This is a genomic window from Planctomycetia bacterium (genome assembly GCA_015200345.1).
GTDB lineage: Bacteria > Planctomycetota > Phycisphaerae > UBA1845 > UTPLA1 > PLA3.
In genome coordinates, this window is the sequence record CP054187.1 from 3,092,162 (window position 1) to 3,114,043 (window position 21,882).

Annotated in this window: 12 protein-coding genes and 1 tRNA gene; 5 read left to right on the forward strand and 8 right to left on the reverse strand. The window is 63.5% G+C overall.

Annotated features, from left to right (window positions below):
- The first annotated feature begins 42 nt into the window (after window positions 1-42).
- Window positions 43-3,315, forward strand: a complete 3,273-nt coding sequence (locus tag HRU71_12585) for a hypothetical protein (GenBank protein ID QOJ04271.1) — start codon at window positions 43-45, stop codon at window positions 3,313-3,315.
- Window positions 3,316-3,463: 148 nt separating this feature from the next.
- On the opposite strand, the gene HRU71_12590 is transcribed toward HRU71_12585, so the two are convergent.
- On the reverse strand, window positions 3,464-4,411 hold the full coding sequence (locus HRU71_12590; GenBank protein ID QOJ04272.1) for a hypothetical protein: 948 nt from the start codon (window positions 4,409-4,411) through the stop codon (window positions 3,464-3,466).
- Window positions 4,412-4,605: 194 nt separating this feature from the next.
- Here HRU71_12590 and pheT point away from each other — a divergent pair, with 194 nt between their 5' ends.
- The gene (pheT, locus tag HRU71_12595) at window positions 4,606-6,996 is read left to right on the forward strand and encodes a phenylalanine--tRNA ligase subunit beta (GenBank protein QOJ04273.1); all 2,391 of its coding nucleotides are present in this window, start codon (window positions 4,606-4,608) and stop codon (window positions 6,994-6,996) included.
- A 65-nt stretch (window positions 6,997-7,061) separates the two neighbouring features.
- Window positions 7,062-8,735: a hypothetical protein gene (locus HRU71_12600; protein ID QOJ04274.1), complete on the forward strand. Its 1,674-nt coding sequence runs from the start codon at window positions 7,062-7,064 to the stop codon at window positions 8,733-8,735.
- 33 nt (window positions 8,736-8,768) lie between these two features.
- Here HRU71_12600 and HRU71_12605 read toward each other — a convergent pair whose 3' ends face one another.
- From HRU71_12605 to HRU71_12620, 4 genes are all read right to left on the reverse strand, one after another.
- Window positions 8,769-10,718: a GNAT family N-acetyltransferase gene (locus tag HRU71_12605; GenBank protein QOJ04275.1), complete on the reverse strand. Its 1,950-nt coding sequence runs from the start codon at window positions 10,716-10,718 to the stop codon at window positions 8,769-8,771.
- Window positions 10,719-10,722: 4 nt separating this feature from the next.
- Complete coding sequence (gene murD / locus HRU71_12610; GenBank protein QOJ04276.1) at window positions 10,723-12,117, reverse strand: UDP-N-acetylmuramoyl-L-alanine--D-glutamate ligase; 1,395 nt, start codon at window positions 12,115-12,117, stop codon at window positions 10,723-10,725.
- Window positions 12,114-13,478 (reverse strand): phosphoribosylamine--glycine ligase, encoded by a 1,365-nt coding sequence (purD, locus tag HRU71_12615; GenBank protein QOJ04277.1) that lies wholly within the window; start codon window positions 13,476-13,478, stop codon window positions 12,114-12,116. Before purD ends, murD begins: the two co-directional genes overlap by 4 nt.
- Before the next feature lie 179 nt (window positions 13,479-13,657).
- Window positions 13,658-15,061: a PEP-CTERM sorting domain-containing protein gene (locus tag HRU71_12620; protein QOJ04278.1), complete on the reverse strand. Its 1,404-nt coding sequence runs from the start codon at window positions 15,059-15,061 to the stop codon at window positions 13,658-13,660.
- Window positions 15,062-15,389: 328 nt separating this feature from the next.
- On the opposite strand from HRU71_12620, the gene HRU71_12625 reads away from it, so the two are divergent.
- Window positions 15,390-15,461: transfer RNA gene (locus tag HRU71_12625), tRNA-Gly, on the forward strand.
- Between the two features lie 194 nt (window positions 15,462-15,655).
- On the opposite strand, the gene HRU71_12630 is transcribed toward HRU71_12625, so the two are convergent.
- Complete coding sequence (locus HRU71_12630) at window positions 15,656-16,120, reverse strand: Rrf2 family transcriptional regulator (GenBank protein QOJ04279.1); 465 nt, start codon at window positions 16,118-16,120, stop codon at window positions 15,656-15,658.
- Between the two features lie 113 nt (window positions 16,121-16,233).
- Between HRU71_12630 and HRU71_12635 the strand changes: the two genes are divergently transcribed.
- On the forward strand, window positions 16,234-18,528 hold the full coding sequence (locus tag HRU71_12635; protein ID QOJ04280.1) for a nitric-oxide reductase large subunit: 2,295 nt from the start codon (window positions 16,234-16,236) through the stop codon (window positions 18,526-18,528).
- A gap of 141 nt (window positions 18,529-18,669) precedes the next feature.
- Here the strand turns inward: HRU71_12635 and HRU71_12640 are convergent, their stop codons facing one another.
- Window positions 18,670-20,907 (reverse strand): hypothetical protein, encoded by a 2,238-nt coding sequence (locus tag HRU71_12640; protein ID QOJ04281.1) that lies wholly within the window; start codon window positions 20,905-20,907, stop codon window positions 18,670-18,672.
- 179 nt (window positions 20,908-21,086) lie between these two features.
- A complete protein-coding gene (locus HRU71_12645; protein QOJ04282.1) occupies window positions 21,087-21,755 on the reverse strand; it encodes a PEP-CTERM sorting domain-containing protein in 669 nt (222 codons plus the stop codon).
- Between the last annotated feature and the right edge of the window lie 127 nt (window positions 21,756-21,882).

Here is a 21,882-nt window from a genome sequence, read left to right on the forward strand (position 1 = left end):
GGGATGGACGAAACCAGGGAACCCGAACACGGGAGGACGATCATGAAGCGAAGCGGATGGAACTGGAATCGGCAGGTGGCGGCAACGCTGCTGGCCGCGGCACTGACGACCGCGCTGGGTGCAGCGCGGGTGCTGGCGGATGCGTGTTGCATGCCGAACGGAACCTGTCAGACGGTTGTCGATCAGACGGCGTGCAATACGGCCGGTGGCTGCTGGCAGGGTTCGGGGTCGAGTTGCGTGGGACGGTTCTGCCCGGTGGTGGATGCCGTGAACGTCGGGGCATGCATCAACCCGTTCGGCGGTTGCAGCCTGGCCACGGAGTTGGACTGTCTGTGTCTGAACGGCGCAAACCTCGACAACGCCAACCAGAGCTTTTGGGCTGGTGCGGGGACCGATTGCGGAACGCTGCCCAGCGTGAACTTTGAGCAGGGTGGCGGCCAGATCAACATCAGCGGCGCGACGCTTTTCGCGCCCTTCTTCCAGAACGCCGCGACGACCAACGACTGGATCAATCCCGACAATGACACGATACCGTGCAGCGGCGACGGCTGGAGCCAGTTCAAGGACACCAACTGCAACGGCAGCGTTGATTTCATCGGCGGGGACCGCTCGGATCAACTCTCTCGCGCGTACCAGTGCGGCCAGACTTGGTGGGGTTACTGGCTCGTGCAGTATCGCAGCGTCGGATCGGTGAACGGGTACACGGAGTTCATCGACTATCAATTGCTGAATCGCCTGCCGACGACCGTCCCGACGGAGATCGGCATCATCAATCGCTGCCAGTGGGCCAGCGGCGGCGCGAAAACCGGACCGTGCGCCGGCTGCGAGTCGTACTGCCTCGTGCCGACCGGATCGGGCGATATGAATTGCGATGGGAAGTTCAATGGGCAGGATGTCGATGGATTCCTGGAGCGGCTGTTGAGCGGCATTCAGCCGCCGTGCGCGCCGCCGGAGCGGGCCGACTTCAACGGTGACCTGGCGGTGACCATTGAGGATATTCCGGGATTTGTCTCGTGCATGTTGACGCTGGGCGGCTGCTACCAGAACAGTTCGGCCAGCGGCCAGACGGGCACGCCGGTCTGCCCGAACAGCATCGACCTCGCCTGTCTGGACGTACCGGGCAAGTGGGGCACCGTCGGCCCGGCGGGCACCGGCGCGTTTAACAAGCGACCGAACCAGCCGGGATACGGCCAGAACCCTGTGCCGTCTTCCACCGGGTTCATCAGCCAGCTCGCGTCCCTGACGCGGCAGGTGGACCCAAACAGCGCCCCCGTGTCGCTCAACTTCAATACGGTCAATCCCAACGGCAACACACTGTATGACACACCGGTGGCATTTGTGGCGGTCGTGCCCATCAGCACGCAGGGCACCGGCGTTCAAAAGGTCCGATTCACCGAATTGCAACACTTGCTGGTAACCGGGCGCATGCCAAACGGCGAAAACCTCGTTGGCACGACACGCGACGTCGGCTCCGGCACACGAAACGCCTGGTGCAATCCGCTCGGCATCGACCCGGCTTGGGGCATGGGCGACAACGAGGGCAGCGAGATCTTCAACGAGAATCCCGACGCCCGAGGCCCCGGCGGCCACCTCGGTTACGTGATCGGCGGGACGAACAACGTCTTCCACTACTCCAACAACTGCGGTAGCTCCAGCATCAGCGAGCGCTGCACCCAGAACCGCCGCCTTGCGATCGGATACACCGGCCTGTTCGGCAACGGACGGGCCATCACCGATGCGGTCGCCGGCAACTATGAGATTCTCGATGTCTGCAAGGACATCGACGGCGATGGCGATGGATTCATCGACAGTAACTGCACACCGCAGGTTTGCGACGCCGTGGCCAGTGATCCGCCGGGATGCAACGGCGGCATTCCGCCGTTCAGTCCGCCGGCCTCGTGGCGGCCTTCCAACGACGGTTTCGTGCGGCCAAGCGTGAACACGATTATCGACAACAGTCAGGCCGCGTGCGCCTACACCATCGGCGGATTCGCGACGTTTGTAAGCCGGGGCGATCCGGAGAGCGGCCGAAATGGCAACACGAATCCTGCGATGGCCAATCTGCGAGCGCGGGATTATCTGCGCAACATCAAGGACAGCATCGCGGCTTATGTGCTGAATCCAACCTTCCCGACGAACCAGCAGATGCCGGGTTCGTTCCTCGCATCGACGTTCACGCTGCCGGTCGGTTTGGACTACGTTCAGGACCTGGACATTCCGACGAAGTTCGCGCCGAACACGGGATTGATCCAGCCCGTGCAGGATGCTATCCGCTGCACGACGACGCAGGTCACGCCGGCTTACGGCGTTAGCGTCGCCAACAAGACGCCGCAGCGCGTGAATCAGAACCCCGGCGGCGCGTACCCCGGTTATCCCGGTGGACCCGCCTACAGCGACGGCAGCATGAACGGCCAGTACGCCTACAACGGCGCGACGTTCGCCGCGGCGCTGAAGATCGGCGGCAACGTGAACCTGAACGACCGCAACGAAGTCATGGGCGACTTTGACGTGTCCGTCGGCCAGAAAAAGGTTCGCAACAGCAACGACATCGACGAGATGATGGTGGCCCTCTGCGATCCGCGCGCGTTTGAATTGGGCATCAATCACGGCGGGCCGACCGGCGCACTGGCGATCGACCACGTGATTCCCGAGATCATCGGCGACTTCACCGGAGACGGGAATTTCAACGCCGCCGACGCGCGATACTTCGCCGATGGTCTGGCCATCGATCCGATGACCGGCAAGCTCGATCGCAAGCTCGGCTTCACGCTCGTCGATCAGGGCTGGGCCGCGACGTCCTGCGGCGCCGGCAATCTCAACTACTTCGGCACGACGCTGAAGACCGCCAAGCCCTACGCACCGGGCGACAGCCGCGGCGATGTGGCCGGCAACGCTCCGGTGGCGGGTGCCAACCCGGTCGGTCACGACGGTTGCATCGATGCGGACGACATCGACTACCTCTGGTCGAACTTTACGACCAACTGGGCCGATCTGTCGCAATCGATCAATACCGTGCTCAACCGCCGCAAGGACTTGAGCTGCGACATGGACGGCGATCTGGATGTCGATGCCGCGGATGTCACGGAGCTGGTTGAGACGATTCTTTGTACAAAGGCCGGCGACGCCGACCTCGACGGCGACGTGGACGCTGCCGACCTCGCGATTGTGCAGGGCAACCTGGGCAACGTCGGAGGCTGGGCGGCGGGCGACTTCAACGGCGACGGCTTGATCAACGCCGCCGACGAGTCGATCTGCATGTTGAATCAGGGCTTCACCAGTCCGTGTGCGCCGCTGACGGGCACGCCCTGTCCGTGATCACCACCCCATCGCGCCCGCGGCGGGTCGATCGGAGGGGATCGGCTTGCCGACGGGTGCGTCGGGAAGAACAAACCATCACTCCCTTGCTGCGCGGGTCGGGCATCTTGCCCGGCCCGTGCTCTTTTGTGTGGTGGGCTTGACGGCGTTACTCGACGGCGGCGGCCTCGGTCGACGGCGCGGAATACACGGCCAGCGTATGCACGGCCATGCTTAAGAAGGGTTTGTAAAGCGTCTTCACCGCGGCGCGATATTGATCGCTGTCAATTGTTTTGATGATTCCCGCGACCGGGAGGAAGTCTTCCTTGCTGACGACCTTTTCATCCGATAGCAGCGACCGCTCCGCGAAGTAATACCCGAACGCGTCGGCCTTGGTCACCCGCAGGATCGACCATTTCTCCAGCGACGCGAACTGCCGATACACGCTCACGCGCACGCGGACGCGCACCGCGGCGTCGACGTCCAGTTCCTTCACGAGGTCCTGCTCCACTTGTTCGATCGTGCGCAGATCCGTCGTTCCGAGGATCACGTCGTACCCCGTGGCCGGCTCGACCACCAGCAGGCGCGGCACACCGACGTCTGTCCCCGCGACGTTGAACGCATGGCCCAAGTCAACATGCCCCGGCTTGCCGAGCTGGAGCTTCTTGAACGCCTCCGTCGCGCGAATCGATTCCATCGGTACCATCTGGAATCCTTCGGCCTGCATCTGCTCCAGGAAATGCTTGTGAAGCTCATCGGGAAATTCCTTGCGCATCGCCTCGTCGAGTTGAACGCGGATGCGCCCCGCGCCGGCCAGCGAGGTCGCCAGGCCGATCGGGATGAACTCGTGAATGACCACGCCCGGCTGATTGTCCGCCAGCGATTCCAGCTTCTCGGTCACGTATTCGACGGCGAACTCCACCAGCGCCACCTTGCGGAACCCGCGCACCGGCGGCTGATTCGGCTGCGGCTCCCAGTAGGACGCGGCTGCCGATTTCACCTTGGCCGGCTCGTCGAGACCGGCGTCGCTCAACTTGGACGGCGGCTGATGGCAGCCGATGGCGGTGACAAGTGACAGAGCAGCAAGGGTGAAGAGACAACACAACCGTACGGGCATTCGAAAGCTCCTTTGAAATCAAGGGGGGCGTAGTCAATGCGGGGTCGCCCTCCGTGGCGTTGCACGGTCAGGGAACATAGCGTGGTAATCCGTGAAAAGCGAATCGCAATCGGCGGACGAAGGAAGTTCAGGCCAAACCGACGGGCGCAGGACCGCGTGAATTTCCATCGAGTTTGCGGTAGACTTCGCGGCCTATGTTGATTTCGCTCAACTGGTTGCGCGATTTTGTGGATGTGCCGCATTCGGTCGATCCGAAGGAGCTGGCCCTTCAATTCACGATCACGACGGCCGAGGTCGAGGGCATCGAGCATTTGACGCCGAACTGGCAGGGGCTTGTCGCGGGGCGGATTGAATCGCTCGCGCCGATGCCCGGCGAAGCGAAGTTGCAAAACGTCACGGTCCTGACCGATCGCGCGCATGAGACGTTGACGACCGCGCCGGGCTTGAAAGTTGGCGACGTGGTGGCGTTCGCGCCGCCGGGGGCAACCGTCGGCGGTCACGTCATCGGTACGAAAGACCCGCAAGGCCGCGCGGCCGAGGGGATGATTGTCGCGGGGCAGGCGGTGGGGTTGATGCAGATTGGCGCCAACGCGCTCTTCTGCCCGCCGGGGACCGCACCGGGTTCGCCGATTGATCCCGCGCCGTTTGACGACTGGATCATCGAAATCGACAACAAATCCATCACGCACCGGCCCGACTGCTGGGGCCATTACGGCATCGCGCGCGAGGTGGCGGCGATGTTGTCGCTGCCGCTGCGACCGTATGACGTGACGCCGGGGATGCAACTGGCGTGCGGGCTTCCGGCGATCGCGATCGAGATCGACGACGCGGAGAAGTGCCCGCGGTACACGGGTCTTTTGATGAAGGGGCTTCGAGCACAGCCGTCGCCGCTGTGGATGCAGGTGCGGCTGGCGCACTGCGGCATGCGGCCGATCGATCTGATCGTGGACCTGACGAATTACGTGATGTTGGAGCTGGGCCAGCCGATGCACGCCTTCGACGGGGAGAAGGTGACGAACATTCAGGTCGCGACGGCCCGAGCAGGGGACACATTCAAGACACTCGACGGCGTGACGCGCAAATTGCCCGACGGCACGCTGATGATTCAGTGCGGCCGCAGGAACGTCGCCATCGCGGGGGTGATGGGGGGGGCCGAGTCGGAGGTGAGCGCGACGACGCAGACCGTGCTGCTGGAAAGCGCGAACTTCGACGCGGCGACGATCCGTCGCGCGGCGACGGCGATGGGCCATCGCACCGAGGCCAGCGCGCGGTTCGAGAAATCGCTGGACCCGGCCAACACGGTGCTGGGCATCGCGCGGTTTCACAAGCTGGCGGAAGCGCAACTGCCCGGGCTGACGCTGGCCAGTTCGTTGAGTGACTGCTACCCGCGCCCGCGCAAGATCCCCGTCATCACGCTGGACTGCGACTACGCATCGAAGCTGATCGGCCAGACGGTGACGCCGCAGCGCGTCACGGAGATTCTCACGAAGCTGGCGTTCAACTGCGGCCAGGATGGCTCCAAGGTTCACGTCACCCCGCCGAGCTGGCGCGCGACCAAGGACATCTCCATCGAAGCGGACGTGATCGAAGAGGTCGCACGATTCGTCGGCTACAACAACATCGAACCGAAACTGCCCACGATGACGGCGCGCTACTTCGAGCCGTCTCCCGATCTGGCCCTGGAACATCGCACGCTCGATTATCTCTGCGTCGGCGGCGAGTTCAGCGAAGTGTTCAATTACATCTGGTACGAAGACCACTGGTGTCGGCGGATCGGCTTCGACGCGGGAGAGTGTATCACGCTCCGGAATCCGGCGGCGGAAGGGTGCGCGCGGCTGCGTAAGACGCTCCTTCCCGGTCTGCTGGCGATGGCGGATCGCAATCGCCACCACTTCGCGCGGTTCAGCCTCTGCGAAATCGGCACTGTCTTCTTCCCGGGGCGCCAGGAAGTCGAAACCAGCCAGCAGCGAAATCTCGGTCTGATGGCGGCCGAGGCAGGCCGCAAAGCCGATGGCATCGTGTGGGATCGCCTCCGCACGGCGCTGGACGGCTGGGCACGCCAGGTGTTGGACACCTCGGTGGAGTTTCAAGCCGTGTCAGGCACCGCGCCCTGGGAAGACACCGATCGCACGGCGGCGATCTGCATCCGCGGCGAAGTCATCGGCCGCGTGTCGGTCGCGCCGCTGGCATGCCGGCTGAAGATGGACGAGCGGTTGAAAGCGTGGGCCTTCGCGACGGCGGAGCTGAACCTCTCGGCGGCGGCGGCGAAGCTGGAGCGACCCGCGAAGCTGCCGCCGGTGCCGCGTTTCCCGCAGGTAGAGCTGGATTTCAGCGTGCTGGCCGATGCGAAATCCCGCTGGGAGTCGGTGCGTACAAAACTCGGCGCGTTTCGGCATGTCTTGTTGCGGCGCGTGTCGTACGTGGAATCGTACGAGGGCGGGGCCATCCCCGCGGGCAAGCGAAGCCTGACGCTTCGCGCCCAGATCGGCCACGCCGAGCGCACGTTGACGGATGACGAAATTCAATCGTTCACCAGCGACTTCAAGGCGCATCTGTCTGCGAGCGGATTGACGCTTCGCGCCTGATGGCTGGCAGCTGTGCTGTGCGGGCGTCTTGTCAGCGCGGGGAAGAAATCTTCGGAGCAAGGTCCATGGATCAGGGACGATCCAACAGCCGAACCGCATCATGGCGCGCAACGCTTACTTGCGCCGGCGTTCTCATCTGCATGGGAACGTTGGCTCGGGGTGCGGACGCGCCGCCGCCCGACGCGCTGCGCGTGCGCGGCATTCTCGATCGCGACACCCTGTGGAGTGGGCATGTTCTGATCACCGATGACACGAGTGTTCTGGGCGCGACCCTGACCATTGCTGCCGGGACGTTCATCGAGTTCGCCGCTGCACCCAACCGCGCGCGCGGTCCCACGCTGACCATCGGGTCGCAGACCGGCCTGCCCGGCTGGCTCACCATCACCTCGACGCACGATCGGCCGATTGTGATTCGCACGCGTGAGGGCCGACCGAACGGGGCGATGGTGATCCACGCGCGATCGCTCGATCAGCGTCGCCGTGCGGCGGGAACCGATGAGAATTCGTTCGGTTTGGAAATCGCACATTTCGCGTTCGAATGCTTGGGCAACGCAGACCGCCCGGCGGTCGAATTGATTCTGAACGACCCCGACAAGAGTGTTGAGGTCTATGACTGTACATTCGATCAATGTGGGCGGTTTCGCGTCGTGACGATCGGCCCTGCCCTGGTGGATTTTTCCCACAATCGAATGACCCGGCCGGCGGGAGCCGTCGCGCTGGAGTTCGATCGTACCACGCGATACATTGCGGCGGCGACCCAAAGGCCCATGCTGGCCCAATCTGACGAATCCTCGTTGACGATCCATGAGAATCATATCGCGGGCGTGATCCGCTGCGTCGGCGTGCCGATCGAAATTCGGGACAACGTGCTGATCGGCGCCAGCGCCGGCGTCTTGCTGGAGGGTGATTCCGGCGGCCGCGCGGTGCTGCAAAACAACTACGTTCATCGAACGTCGCAGCAAGTTTCGGATGGCGGATCCTGTCTCGACTGCCGCGATCCCTCGGCGAACATTCTCAACAACGTTTTTCGAGGCGGGTCCGTCGTGGTCGCGCGGGGAAGCCGGTTCATGTCGAACAATGTCATGATCGCGGCGATGGAGATGACGACCGAGCAGGGCCGCCGCGTGCCCGCCCGGTCGCTCGTGGACCACCTGCCGGCCGGCGCGACGTTTGAATACAACCTGCTGATGGGCGAGGCCGATACGATGCTTCGCATCGGCCAACCTGCCGTCGCTCCGTACGGCGACGATCGAACGGACCGGCCCGGCGACGCCGGCGTGACGATCATCCGCAACAATACGTTTGACGGAGGACCGATGGGTTCGCGGGGTGTCGTTCTTTCGGAGGCGGCGGTCTGCGAAGTGTATGACAACGTCTTTTCGTCCACGTTTCCCGCCGTGGTGGATGAAACACTCGGCGCAGCCAAGATCCGGGTTCTGGACTTCAATGCCCGCGACGCGACGGCGGAGCGGGCCTATCGAAAAGTGCGTCTGCCCGATGGTGCGACGCCGGGGATCCGGGACGTGCAGATTGCTCCTGGAGCTTTCGCGAACAGATCGGGCCTGTTGCAGCACCTGGGCGAGCTTGAGAAGTCGCTCGCCGGTGAGCAGATCGGCGCTGCGACGGCTTACATCCGGATTCGAGCCCGTTTTGCCCCGCCCCCCGGAAGCCCGGTGATTGCCGCCGGCCGGCCCGATGAGCGCGGCGCGCGCCGAACAATCGGCGCAATGGAGCCATAGCGTGAAGTAGCAGCAGCGAATCGAGGACGCGCCCTACGCCTGGGCCGGCAGCGAGGCTTCGCCTTCCTTGCGGTCGATCTTCGGCTTCTTCGTGTCGAACGGAATCGTCAGGTGGTACACTCCGTTCAACAGCTCGCTTTCGACTTTGAACCCGCACTTGTGAAAGACGCGCAGCATGCCCTGATTGCCGATCAGCACGTCGGCGGTCAGGCCGGCGATCCGCCGGGAACGCGCCACTTCGACCAGCGTGTTGAGCAGCGCCGTGCCGATGCCGCGACCCTGGTAGTCGTCTCGAATCAGAAACGCCGCGTCGGCGAAGTTCGTGCGCGGGTCTTTCGCATAGTGCGCGATCGCGATCATCTCGGCGTCTTCCTGCTGCGAATCGAGCACGACCAGCGCCATGTCGGCGTCGTAGTCCACCCGCAGGAACTCCTGCAACTTTTCATGAGGCATGGCTTTGATCATGCGGAAGAACCGATAGTGAATCGACTCGGGCGAGAGCTTGTAGAACATCTCCCGCAGCTTCGGCTCGTCGGTCAGCTTCAGCGGACGCATGAACACGCGCTGACCGCCGCGCAGGTCGATCCACCGCTCCAGCTCCTCGGGATAGACCGGCATCTTGAACGGCATCTCGATCTGGTCGGCATAGATCAAATGCCGCGCTTTCGCCTCGGCCAGCAGCCACGGCCGGAATCGCGGATCGGCGATGTTGATGAGCGCCAGCGCACGTTCGCGCACGCTCTTGCCGTGCAGGAAGGCGATGCCGTGCTCGGTGACGACGTAGTGCACGTCGCCGCGGCTGGTGACCACGCCCGCGCCGGGCTTGAGGAACGGCACGATGCGCGAGACGCCACCGCCCGCCGCCGTCGAGGGAAGGGCGATGATCGGCTTGCCGCCCTTGGAGCGGGCCGCGCCGCGCGTGAAATCAACCTGCCCGCCGATGCCGCTGTAAAAGGTCGTGCCGATCGAGTCGGCGACGACCTGGCCGGTGAGATCGACCTCGATGGCGCCGTTGATGGTGATCATCTTGTCGTTCTTGGCGACAATGAACGGGTCGTTGACGTATTCGGTGGGGTGGAACTCGACGAGCGGGTTGTTGTCGATGAAATCGAACAGCTTCCGTGTGCCGAGGACGAAGCTGGCGATGATCTTGCCGCGATGCAGGGTCTTCTCCGCGTTGGTGATGACGCCCTTCTCCACGAGCGGGATGATGCCGTCGCTGAACATTTCAGTGTGGATGCCCAGATCGCGGAACTCGGTGAGAAAGTGCAGCACGGCATCGGGGATCGCGCCGATTCCCAGTTGCAGCGTCGCCCCGTCTTCGATCAGATTGGCGATGTGCCGGGCGATCCGCCGGGAAAGTTCGTCGGGCTGGCCAAAGCGAATCTCCGGCAGGTCATGGCTGGTCGGCACGAGCACGTCGATGTCACGCACGTGGATGAAACAATCGCCCAGCGCGCGCGGCATGTTGGAGTTGACCTGCGCCACGACGATCTGCGCCGTCTCGGCCGCGGCCTTGATCACGTCGGTGGCGACGCCGTAGCTGCAATAGCCGTGTTCGTCGGGCGGGCTGACGCTGATGAGCGCAACGTGGATCATCATCCGACCGGTGCGAAACAGCGACGGCACCTCGGAGAGAAAGATCGGCGTGTAATCGGCGAGACCCTCGTTGACGGCGTCGCGGATGTTCGGCCCCATGAAGAGGGCGTTGTGCCGAAATCGCCCGGCCAGCGGGGCTTCGGCATAAGGTGCCTTGCCCAGCGTCATCAGGTGGACCAGCTCGACGTCGGTGATGTCATCGCGTTGGCACAACGCGCCGACCAGATCCAGCGGCACGGCGCAGCCCGAGCCGATGAAGACGCGATGGCCGTCCTTCACCACGCGGACGGCTTGCGCCGCGGTGGCGACTTTCTCGGCATATCGGGTTTGCCAGTCGGGTTGTTCGGTCACAGTGGACGACCTCGTGTCACAAAGAGCGGTCATGGCGTCAGGTCCAGCTTAGGACGATTCGTTTGAACGTCTCGCCGCGCTCCTCGTAGTTCTTGAACCAGTCGTAGCTGGCGCAACCGGGCGAGAGGAGCACGACATCGCCGGGCCGCGCCAGATCTCTTGCAAGATGAATGCCGCCGGCGAAGTCCGTCGCGACGTGCAGCGCGGGTGAGTCGGCAACTTGTTTGGCCTCAAGCAGTTGCGAGCGAATCGCTTCCTGGGTCTCCCCCATGCAGATAACGGCTCGGGCGCGACGGACCGCCTCGACGCACATGTCCGAAAACGGAATGCCCTTGTCCGAACCGCCGGCCAAGAGAACCACCGGGCAGTCGAATGCCCGAAGCGACGTTGCCGCCGCCTGCGGCGTGGTGGCCTTTGAATCATTGAAATACCGCACCCCGCGAAACGCGCGAACGAATTCGAGGCGATGCGCGAGTCCGCGGAATTCCGCAAGCGCGCGCGAAATCACGTCCGGCGACACCTGCAACAACTGCGCAACAGCCGACGCCATCGCCGCGTTCTGGAGATTGTGCGCCCCCGGAACCTGCAATCGTACCGGGAATTCAATCGGTGCGTCGACCGCGCTGCGACGCATTTGAACCCGGACGCGATCCGGTGGCGACGTGCCGGCGCGAATCAGCCCGCGGTGATCACGCCAGCCGTTGGGCAGGTGGCGGAGCTCGGCGTCGTCGACCGGGAGGATCAACCAATCGCCCTCACGCTGGTGCGCGTAGATTCCGGCCTTCGCGGCTGCGTAGTTGGCCATCGTGCCGTGTCGATCGAGGTGGTTCTCGCGCAGGTTTGTCAAGGCAGCGATGTGCGGGCTTCTGCGAATGCATTGCGCGTCTTCGAGCTGAAAGCTCGAAAGCTCCAGCACAACGAGATCGGCCGGCGTCATCGCGGGCAGTTCGTCCAGCAGCGACTTGCCGATGTTGCCGCCAACCCAGACGCGCCCGTGCCGCCAGCCCGGCTCGCGCTCGGCGCGCTGGAGAATCTCCCCAAGCATCGCCGTCGTCGTGCTCTTGCCGACCGAGCCGGTGATGCCGACCAGCCGCGCGGGACAGCGCTCCAGAAACAGATTCATCTCGCTGGTCCAGGGGATTCCCCGCCGGACCGCCGCCTGGTAAAACCCCGCCTTGCGCTTATCGACGGCCGGACTGACGACCAGCAGATCGCAGCCGTCCAAGTCGCGCTCATCGTGCCCGCCGAGACGGAACCGCACGTCGACATCGGCCAGCGCGGCGATGCCGGACTGAAGGTCCGCCTCGGATGCCATGTCAGTGACACATACCCGCGCGCCCTGCCGCGCCAGCCAGCGCGTCACGCCGATGCCGCCGCCAAAGCGGCCCAGCCCCATGACGACGACCCGCAATCCCTGAAAACGCTCGATCATCCCGGATGCTTGCCGCGCGAGGCGATGTCGCTCCGCATCATCGCGCCCTCGAATGAAATCCGCCGTGCGGCCGCGTAGGCACGTTCGCGCGCCGCCGCGAGATCATCCCCCAGCGCCGTCACGCCCAGCACGCGCCCGCCATTTGTGACGAGTTGCCCGCCTCGCAACGCCGTGCCTGCGTGAAAGACCTGCACGTCGGTCTCGCTCCCCGCGGCATCCAACCCCTCGATCACCTGCCCGCGCCGATACTCGCCAGGATACCCGCCCGCCGCCATCACCACGCACACCGCCGGCCGCGCGTCCCATTCCAACGTGACCTGATCCAGCCGGCCCTCCACCGTCGCCAGCATCGCTTCAAGCAGGTCGCTTTTCAATCGCATCATCAGCGGCTGCGTCTCCGGATCGCCGAATCGGCAGTTGAACTCCAGCACTTTCGGCCCCCCGGCCGTCAGCATGATCCCTGCATACAGCACGCCACGATAGGGAATCTCCTGCCCCGCGAGCGTGTCCAGCACGGGCACGAACACATCGCGCTCGATGATGCGCAGATCGGCCTCGGGGATCGGCGGCGCGGGGGAGAACGCACCCATGCCGCCGGTGTTCGGTCCGGTATCGCCATCGCCCGCGCGCTTGTAGTCCTGCGCCATTTCGAGGAGGTAGATCGTGCGGCCGTCGATCAGTGCCATGATGCTGACCTCGCGGCCCAGCAGCAGGTCCTCGATCACCACGCGCTCGCCCGCCGGCCCCAGTTCGCGATTCAGCATCAGCCTTTCGAGCGTCAGCAGGGCGTCGGCCGGATCGTGATGCACAAACACGCCCTTGCCCTTCGCGAGGCCCGCCGCCTTCACCACGACGCCCTCGTCGCGCGCGGAAACGTACTGCCGCGCCATGTCGTAGCCACGCTGAAACCACGCGGGGATCTGTTCGTCCTTGCTCGGTCGGTCGGCGCGGCCGGCCTGGCGCGCCTGGGCCAGCTCCTGATCGGTCGGGCCGAAGATGCGCGCTTCGGCCGTCGGCACGCCGGCTTCGCGCATGAGCTGCTTGGCGTAGGTCTTGTCGCCTTCGAGGCGGGCGGCGGATGCGCACGGGCCGAAGAGGAGCAGCCCCGCGGCGGCGAAGCGATCGGCGATGCCGGCGCAGAGCGGATCCTCCGGACCAACGACGGTGAGGTCGATTTTCTCGTCGCGCGCGAAGCGCAGCAGGGCGTCGAGGTCTTCAGCGGGGATGGGGACGTTCGTCGCGAGCGAAGCGGTCCCGGCGTTGCCCGGAGCGCAGAAGAGTTTGGGCCGATGGGCTGATTGAGACAGTTTCCAGACGAGGGCGTGCTCACGCCCGCCGCTTCCGACGACGAGGACTTTCATTCCATGCTCCCGCACGGTTGAGCGCTTGGTCGGCTCAATCGTCGCCGGGGCATTCTATCGTGGTTTACGACGTCATGTAGCGGTCGGCGTCCCTGCCCAACCGGGAGCAAATGAAAAGGCCGCACGGGGTTGAACCGCGCGGCCTTTGGAGGGTCAGCTTGCGTCGGGCGTCGGTCGAGTCAGTTTGCCCGGCGCCGGCGGACGAGCGTGAGCATGCCCAGACCCAGCAGGGCGAGCGTGCTCGGCTCGGGTACCTGAATCCGCATGAACGCCTGACCGACGTTGGTGAACGGCGAGGCCGGCGTATTGCGCAGGTCAGCGAAGAAGTACAGCCAGCCGTCGTTGGTCAGGAACATATCGTCGTTGTTGAAGACCGACAGGAAGACGTTGTCGTCCAGCAGACCGTTGCCGTCGAGATCGACCGGGTCGCCCTCGCGAAGGACAACGTTGGATGTGACGCCATCGCTCCAGACGAGAACGGCGTTGCGATCCAGGTCGGAGTTATCGGTGACGCCACCGTAGACGTAGTGGCCGACATCGTTGGCAGCCATGGCGAAATAGAGCGCCGCGAAGCTGGCATCGTCAAACCGCTCGCCGGGCAACCCGCCGGGAACGAGGTCGAAACCCTTGGAGACGACGTTGCCGTTGTAGACAACCCAGTCGTCATCGGGCGAACCATTAATCGTTCCGCGCGACATCCAGTCACCGCCGGGGAACATGAACGACTCGACGAACGACAGGACGTTGCCGAGGCCCCCGCCGGGTGAGGATCCCTCGTTCAGCAGGACCTGGTTGTTCTTGGCGACGATGGCGTCGGTCGTGGTGGTGCCGTTCGTGTCACCCTGGGCAAACCAGTCGGAGGTCGTCGCATGGTAAAACGCATCGCCAGCGGCCAGCGTCTGCCAGAGGTTGCCTCCGGGCGTCGGCGGGTTCACGGCGGTGACGCCATACTGCATGGCGACGCTGTCCATGTCCTGAAGGAAGACGGCCGTCGTCTGGCCGGTTGGTGGTCCGGTGAGCGTCGAGCGGAACGAGACCTTGTTGTTGTTGTCGATGCCGGGAGTGTCGAGCGTGGCGCCTAAGCTGGCGCCGGCGATCAACGGGCCGACTGCCGTGCCCTCGCGTGCCGCGATGGACAGGGTACCGCCAATGCTCTTGACGATGACTTCGTCATCCGTTGTCGCGCCACTCAAGTTACAGGTAAACGCGAAGTTGCCGGCGTCGTTGATCGAAACGCGCTGATCGATGGAAGCCGATTCACACGTCCGGCCGCCGTCCAGCGTCGTGACACCTTCCTGGAAGACCGTCATGCCGGTCGTGCCCGAGCCGACGATGATGACTTCGTCTGTTGCGGTGTTACCCGTTTGGGCGAGCGCGGTAAGAATCCAGTAGTTTCCATCCGCGCTTCGGTAGGGACGGTCGAACTGGCTGGTCAAGCCGGGGTTGAACGATATCCCCAGTCCTGGAACGAGATTCGTCGGATGCCCGGCCAGGTTCGAGTAAATGCCCGTCGGCGGGAATGCCATCGCGCTGGCAGCCACCAGCGAGACAAGGATGCCCGCGATCAACAGTTGCTTCCTCATGATAACCCTCCGCGTGCTTCTCATTCGGCCGCATTGAACGACGTTCAGTTCCTGGATCGCCTTCCCGATCACCGGGCCGGCTGGGATGCAAACCGCGAGACGGAGCGACCGCTCCGCGAGGCGCTTCACCACCCACCATGTTACCGTGAACAAAGGCCGGAATTCAACCTTTTCCTTCGAATCCATCGAGAACTATTGCACTTGCCGGCCGCCGCCCGGTGATTGCTAAGTACGGCTGCGACAAGGAGTTTGGAGGCGGCTGGTGGGTGGCGACGGCGGATTGCGTTGAGCCGGTCAAAAAAAACAGCTACGATGGGCGCGTTCATTCGCGGGTGTAGCTCAATGGTAGAGCACCAGCCTTCCAAGCTGGACGTTGCCGGTTCGAGCCCGGTCGCCCGCTATGAGGAACCGTCCTCCCCATCGATTTCGCCCATGCAGGAACGGTTCCAGTTCGAATTGCCTACGCCGGGCCGACTTCCTCATCGCGTCCTCGCGACAATTAACACAAAAGTATAAAACCGCGCTGCGGCCTGTGCCGGACGCCAGCCGTCGATGAACGCCGACCAGGGAACCAGCAAGCCGATCTTCGTGCGACTACTCCCGATGCGCACGGGGTAGGCCCAGCTTGAGGGGCTTTTCCTCGGCGCAAAGGGGCGTGCTACGCCCGGGGGCCGAGAGCAGCTCGGCGATCGTGGTGGCGGCGAAGGTGTACTGGACCCTTTCAATCGCTTCGTCCAGTCGCTTGTGCATGGGGCAAAGGTTCGTGCCGTGCGATTCGATCCCGAGTGGGCAACAATCGATGCGCCGGATCGGATCAACGGCGTCGATGACTTGCAGCACGGTGATCTGATCGGCCGGCCGCGATAGAACAAACCCGCCACCGAGGCCACGTTTGGAGACGACAAGTCCGGCCTTGCGAAGCGTCTGGAGGACCTTTGGGAGGTAGCCGGGGGGAACTTTGGTCGTGCGTGCAAGGTTCGGGGTGACCACCGCTTGTCCCTTCGCCATGGCGATCGCGACAACGGCTCGCAAGGCATATTCAGCAGTAGGGGAAATCACGGGGGATCCTTTTTGGTTAATTGGACCTTGACATCCAGTTTAGCGGGACTATAGTGGGGACGTAAAGAATGTATTTGGACCCAAATACTATGTTTTAGCGGGAGTGGACTTCCATGCACAACAAACGCCTGTGGCTGGCCTTCGGGAGCGTCGTGGTCGGGTCGTTCATGGTACTCGGGTACTTCGGAGTGGAGTTGTATCGCGCGGCGCCGCCGATCCCTTCGCGCGTGGTGACCACGAGCGGCGAGGTGCTGTTTACCGGGGCCGACATTCGCGATGGTCAGAACGTATGGCAGTCGATGGGTGGCCAGGAAGTTGGAAGCATCTGGGGTCACGGGGCGTACGTTGCGCCCGACTGGTCGGCCGATTGGTTGCATCGCGAGTGCGTGTGGTTGCTGGAGCATTGGGCGAGCCGGGATTATTCGACGACGTTCGATGCGTTGGCGGTCGAAGTTCAGGCGGCGCTCAAGCAGCGTTTGGCAACGGAGCTGCGCACGAACACATACGACCAGGCGCGCGATGAGCTCGTCGTCTCGCCGATTCGTGCGCAGGCGATCGCGGCCTTGAGCGCGCATTACGCATCGCTATTTGGCGGTGCCCCGGAATTGGGCGAATTGCGCGAGGCCTATGCGATTCCCGCCAATGCGATCAAATCTCCGGAGCGCATGGAGAAGTTGAACGCATTCTTTTTTTGGGCCGCGTGGGCGTGCGGTACGAATCGGCCCGGAACGGATATTACGTACACAAATAACTGGCCGGCGGAGAGCCTGATCGGCAATCGGCCGACGGGGTCGATCGTGATCTGGTCGGTGGTGAGTTTCGTGTTGTTGCTGGCGGGCATCGCGGCGCTGGCGTGGTATTTCGCGTCGCAGCGTCAGAACGACCACGACGACCATGCGGTGCCGGCGCGGGATCCGCTGCTGGCGCTCGATCCGACGCCGTCGATGCGTGCGACGCTGAAGTACTTCTGGACGGTGGCGGCATTGATCGTGGCACAGGTGGGGCTGGGAGCGGTGACGGCGCACTACGGTGTGGAAGGGTCGGGGTTTTACGGATTCCCGCTGGCCGAGTACCTACCCTACGCGGTAACGCGAACGTGGCACACTCAACTTGGGATTTTCTGGATCGCGACGGCTTGGCTGGCGACGGGATTGTTCATCGCGCCGGCCGTGTCGGGGCATGAGCCGCGTTTTCAAAAACTCGGCGTGAACGTCTTGTTTGTCTGCCTGCTGGTGATCGTCGTCGGATCGCTGGCGGGGCAATGGCTGGGCGTGCGGCAGCGGCTGGGGTACACGGCTAATTTCTGGTTCGGGCACCAGGGGCTGGAGTACGTGGATCTGGGTCGATTCTGGCAGTTGTTCCTGTTCGCGGGATTGTTTATCTGGCTGTTTCTGATGGGCCGTGCCATGTTACCGGCACTCAAGCGGCCCGGTGCAAACCGCAGCTTGCTGGGCATGTTCTTCCTGTCGTCGACGGCGATCGCGTTGTTCTACGGTGCGGGGTTGATGTGGGGCCGGCAGACCAATCTGGCGATCGTGGAGTACTGGCGATGGTGGGTCGTTCACCTGTGGGTCGAGGGCTTCTTTGAAGTCTTTGCCACCGTTGCCATCGCCTTTTTGTTCACGCGCATGGGTCTGCTTCGCGCTGCTACGGCCTCGGCGGCCGTCCTGTTCTCCAGCACGATTTTCTTGAGCGGGGGAATCATCGGAACGTTCCACCACCTGTACTTCACCGGAACGCCGACGGCCATTCTCGCGTTGGGCGCCACTTTCAGCGCACTGGAAGTCGTGCCGTTGGTGCTCATCGGCTTCGAGGCCTATGAAAACCTGACGTTGAGCCGCGCGCGACCTTGGGTGTCGGCCTATCGCTGGCCGATTTACTTCTTTGTCGCGGTGGCGTTCTGGAACCTGGTCGGCGCAGGGTTGTTCGGGTTTCTCATCAATCCGCCGATCGCGTTGTATTACATGCAGGGGCTGAACACGACGCCGGTGCACGGGCACACGGCGCTGTTCGGCGTGTACGGCATGCTGGGCATCGGGCTGATGCTGTTCTGTCTAAAAGGGCTGGCGACGCGGAAGGTCTGGAGGACCGGTGTGCTGTCGTTCGCGTTCTGGTCGATCAACATCGGCTTGGCGTTGATGGTGCTGTTGAGCCTGTTGCCGGTCGGTCTGCTCCAGACCTGGGCGAGCGTCGACAAGGGGATGTGGTACGCGCGTTCGGCCGAATTCCTTCAGACGGATACGATGGAAACGTTTCGCTGGCTGCGCGTGATTGGTGATACCGTGTTCGCAGTGGGGGTCATGGCGCTGGGCTGGTTCGTGCTGGGCTTGAAGACCGGCTGGAGCCTGCGGGAGGAACTCGAAGCGACACTGGATGGGCTGCCGGCGCCGTCGCTGCCGGGGCGGTGAACCGGACTGATTCGTCGCGCGACCGCTGACTGGCGGCGCGATGACGCACCTGCTGAAAAAGAAACGGGGCGACGCGCTGGTTAGGCGGTCGCCCCGTTTTGAATCAATCCATTCCGCCGGTTGCTCGGCGGCGGGAAACGCTTACTCGTAGCAGCCCGGCGGGTCGCTGTTGCAATAAGCATCCAGTTGATCCTTGAGGGCCAGCAGTTGGTTCTTGGTCGAACCCGTCGTGTTGCTGCCCGGCGGGTACTGGCACAGCTTCTGGTTCGCCGTGGTGACCACGGAAGCGATGTTCCCGGGTTGCGAACCTTTGAGCAGGTTGAACTGGGTCGCAATGACGAACTTCGCCAGGTTGGTCGAAGCGTTGTTCGCGGCCTGTGTCCCGTTGGGGGTCTTGTTCGACAGGATATTCATGAGTTGCGTCTTGTTGTAGGTGACGCAACCGACCTGCAACGAATTCACTGGCCAGGCATTCGGATGGTTCTTCCAGTAGCCCGGTGTCTTGGGGCACGGACCGGCCGAGACGACGGTGATGCGCTGGGTGCACGTGACCTGGTTGCCGCAGCGGTCGCGGCTCTTCCAGGTGCGCGTGATGACCCGCGGGCAGCCGCAACTGTTCGACGAGTCGCAGTACGACAGCGTCGGGCACGGGTCGCAGTTGTCGCTGGTCGTGGCGTAGCCCGTGACGCACGGGTTCGTGCTCTGGCCGCAGGTCACGGTGATATCCGGCGGGCAGGTGATCGTCGGCGGTGTGTTGTCCACGATCGTGATGCGCTGCGTGCACGTGGTGGACATGCCGCAACTGTCGGTCGCACGCCAGACGCGATTGATGATCTTCGGGCAGTTGCCCGAGACAAAATCGCAGTAAGTCACGGCCGGGTTGGGGTCACAGGCGTCGTAGGCCGTGGCCGTGCCGGTGTTGCTGGGCGACGTGGACTGGCCGCACTGGAGCGTGACGTCCGGCGGACAAGTCAGCGTCGGCGCCGTGGCGTTGAGGATGACGATCAACTGCTCGCACTGCGAGGAGTTGCCGCACTCGTCGGTCGCGGTCCACGTTCGGGTGATCATGGCCAGCGCGGGGCAGGTGCCCTGGGACGGCTCGTCTTCGTAGGTCAGTTCCGGCGCGGCATCGCAGTTGTCGGCGATGGTCGGCGTGCCGGTGACGCTTGGATCCGTACTCTGGCCGCAGTTGACCACGGTCTCACCCGGACAAGTCAGGAACGTCGGGGCTACTTCATCGGTAATCGTGATGATCTGCGTGTTCGAAACGCTGTTGCCGCAGCCGTCGGCGGCCGTCCAGGTTCGCTCGATGACGCGATCGCCTGCGCACTCACCGGGGATTTCGTTATCAACGTAGGTGACGGTCGGAGCGGGGTCGCAATCGTCATGTGCGCTGGCCTCGCCGGTGTGGGCCGGCAGGGTCGGCTCATCACACGAGAGATTGATATTGTCCGGGATCGACAGCGTCGGAGCATTCGAATCGGTGATCGTGACGAGGGCCTCGCAAGTGGCGGGCGGAGAGACGCCGTCGCTGACCGACAGGAAAACGCTGCACGAGATGTTGCAGGTGCCTTGCGTGGTGATCGTGAGGGTCGGGTTGACGGCCGTTGGATCGCTGATGACCGCGTTGGGGCAGTCGGTGGACCAGGAGTAGGTCAACTGATCGGCATCGGGATCGTCCGACTGCGAGGCATCGAGCAGAATGGTTGTGACGCCGCCTGCACACTCGGCCTCGTAGGGGCCGTTGGCGGAGCAGAAGGGCGGTTGGTTGAGGCGCGGGATCGGTGCGAGAAGGCCCTTGGCCTGGCCGTTGAAGTCCTGCTCGAAGGAGCCGACAAAGTTGGATTGCTCGGAGGTCAGGGTCACACCGATGTCCTTGTTGACAAAGAAGAGCGGTGCGAGCACGCCGCCGGTGACCTGGAATCGGAAGTCGAACTCGTCGGATGCCGTGCCGGTGTCCTGGTGGCCGAAGCCGAGGACTTCGCCGGTCAGAAGGATGCCGGCGTAATCGACCGAACCGTTTCCATCGGCATCGACCTCGCCCTGGACGACGAGATCGTCACCGGGGATGCCGCTGGCGAGGTTGCCGAAGTTGTCGACCTGAATCGAGATCGAGAGGACCTCGTTCGGCGGCGAACCGGTCGGGTTGACCAGCCGCGGCGGGGTGGACGGCGAGAAGCGAATGGCGATCGGCGTCGAGACGACGCGGAAATTCTGACTGGCGGCGAAATACGATGTGGACGACGGCGCGGTCGAAACGTAGTTCAGCGAGGGAAATGACCCGATCAGCGAGATGCCGAGCAAGGCCGCCAAACAGGCACTTGTGTAAAAGGCGCCGAGCAGCGCCGAGCCGACCGTTGTGCTTTTTCGAATACGCATGTGTTTTTCCTTTTTTTTGTGCGCAGAGCGTGCGGAGTCAGACCGGCCGCGCGCGGGCGCGGACTCGTGCCTTTGATTCAACACAAATCAAGTCAGGTTTTCAGGCCCGTTTTTCTCCGGCCGGATATCCACCACGGCGTGCATGGTCCGCGGCGGACTCAACTCCAAGGCACCGTTGTTCAGTTCGCGGGAGATCGTCGTCGAACCAGAGCCAGCGCTGCCAGCCCGAAGAGGGCGAGCGCCGTCGGCTCGGGAATCGGCTTAATGTCAGATTGGCCGTTGCCAAATCCGGGGCCGAAGCCGCCGGTGTTGTCGAAGCTCGCGGCGAACGACCCGGTGAACGCGCCGCCGTAGTTGGCATCGAAGTCCAGGCCGATCAGCGTACCCGGTACGCCGTAGTAAGCCGGAATGGCCAGATCGCCGCCGGTCAGTTCAATCACGAATTCGAGGATATCGTAGTTCGCGGGCGTATCGCCAAAGCCAAAGGCCGCGACGGTCCCCGTGAGCAACGGATTGACCAGGCCGTACGTAATGCTGTTGAGCGTGACGCTGCCGGTGACGGAGAACGAGCCGCCCGGCGTGAGCACGCCGGTGTTGTCGACCAACGCGCTCAAGAAGAAGTTGTAACCCGGGGCCAGGATGGGATTGTTCGGAACGATGCCGTCGTCCATCTGCTGCGCGAAACCCTGCGCCGAGAACGTTTGGGTGCCCGCGTTGTAATCCACGTCGATGAAGCCGACGGTGATATCCGGCGGCGGAAGGAACGTCAGACCGAGCAACGAGGCATTCGCCTCAATTGCAATCGCCAGAACCAGAACAAAAGATGCAGCCCAATTGCGAACACGCATTATCAGTTTCCCCTCTAATCGAAACCTGTTCCGTGCGGTCAACCGGCGACCTTGTGTCTGACCGGCACCGCTGTAAGTCTTTCCACTCCAACCTTACGCGAATTATCCTAATTCATTTCGGATACGG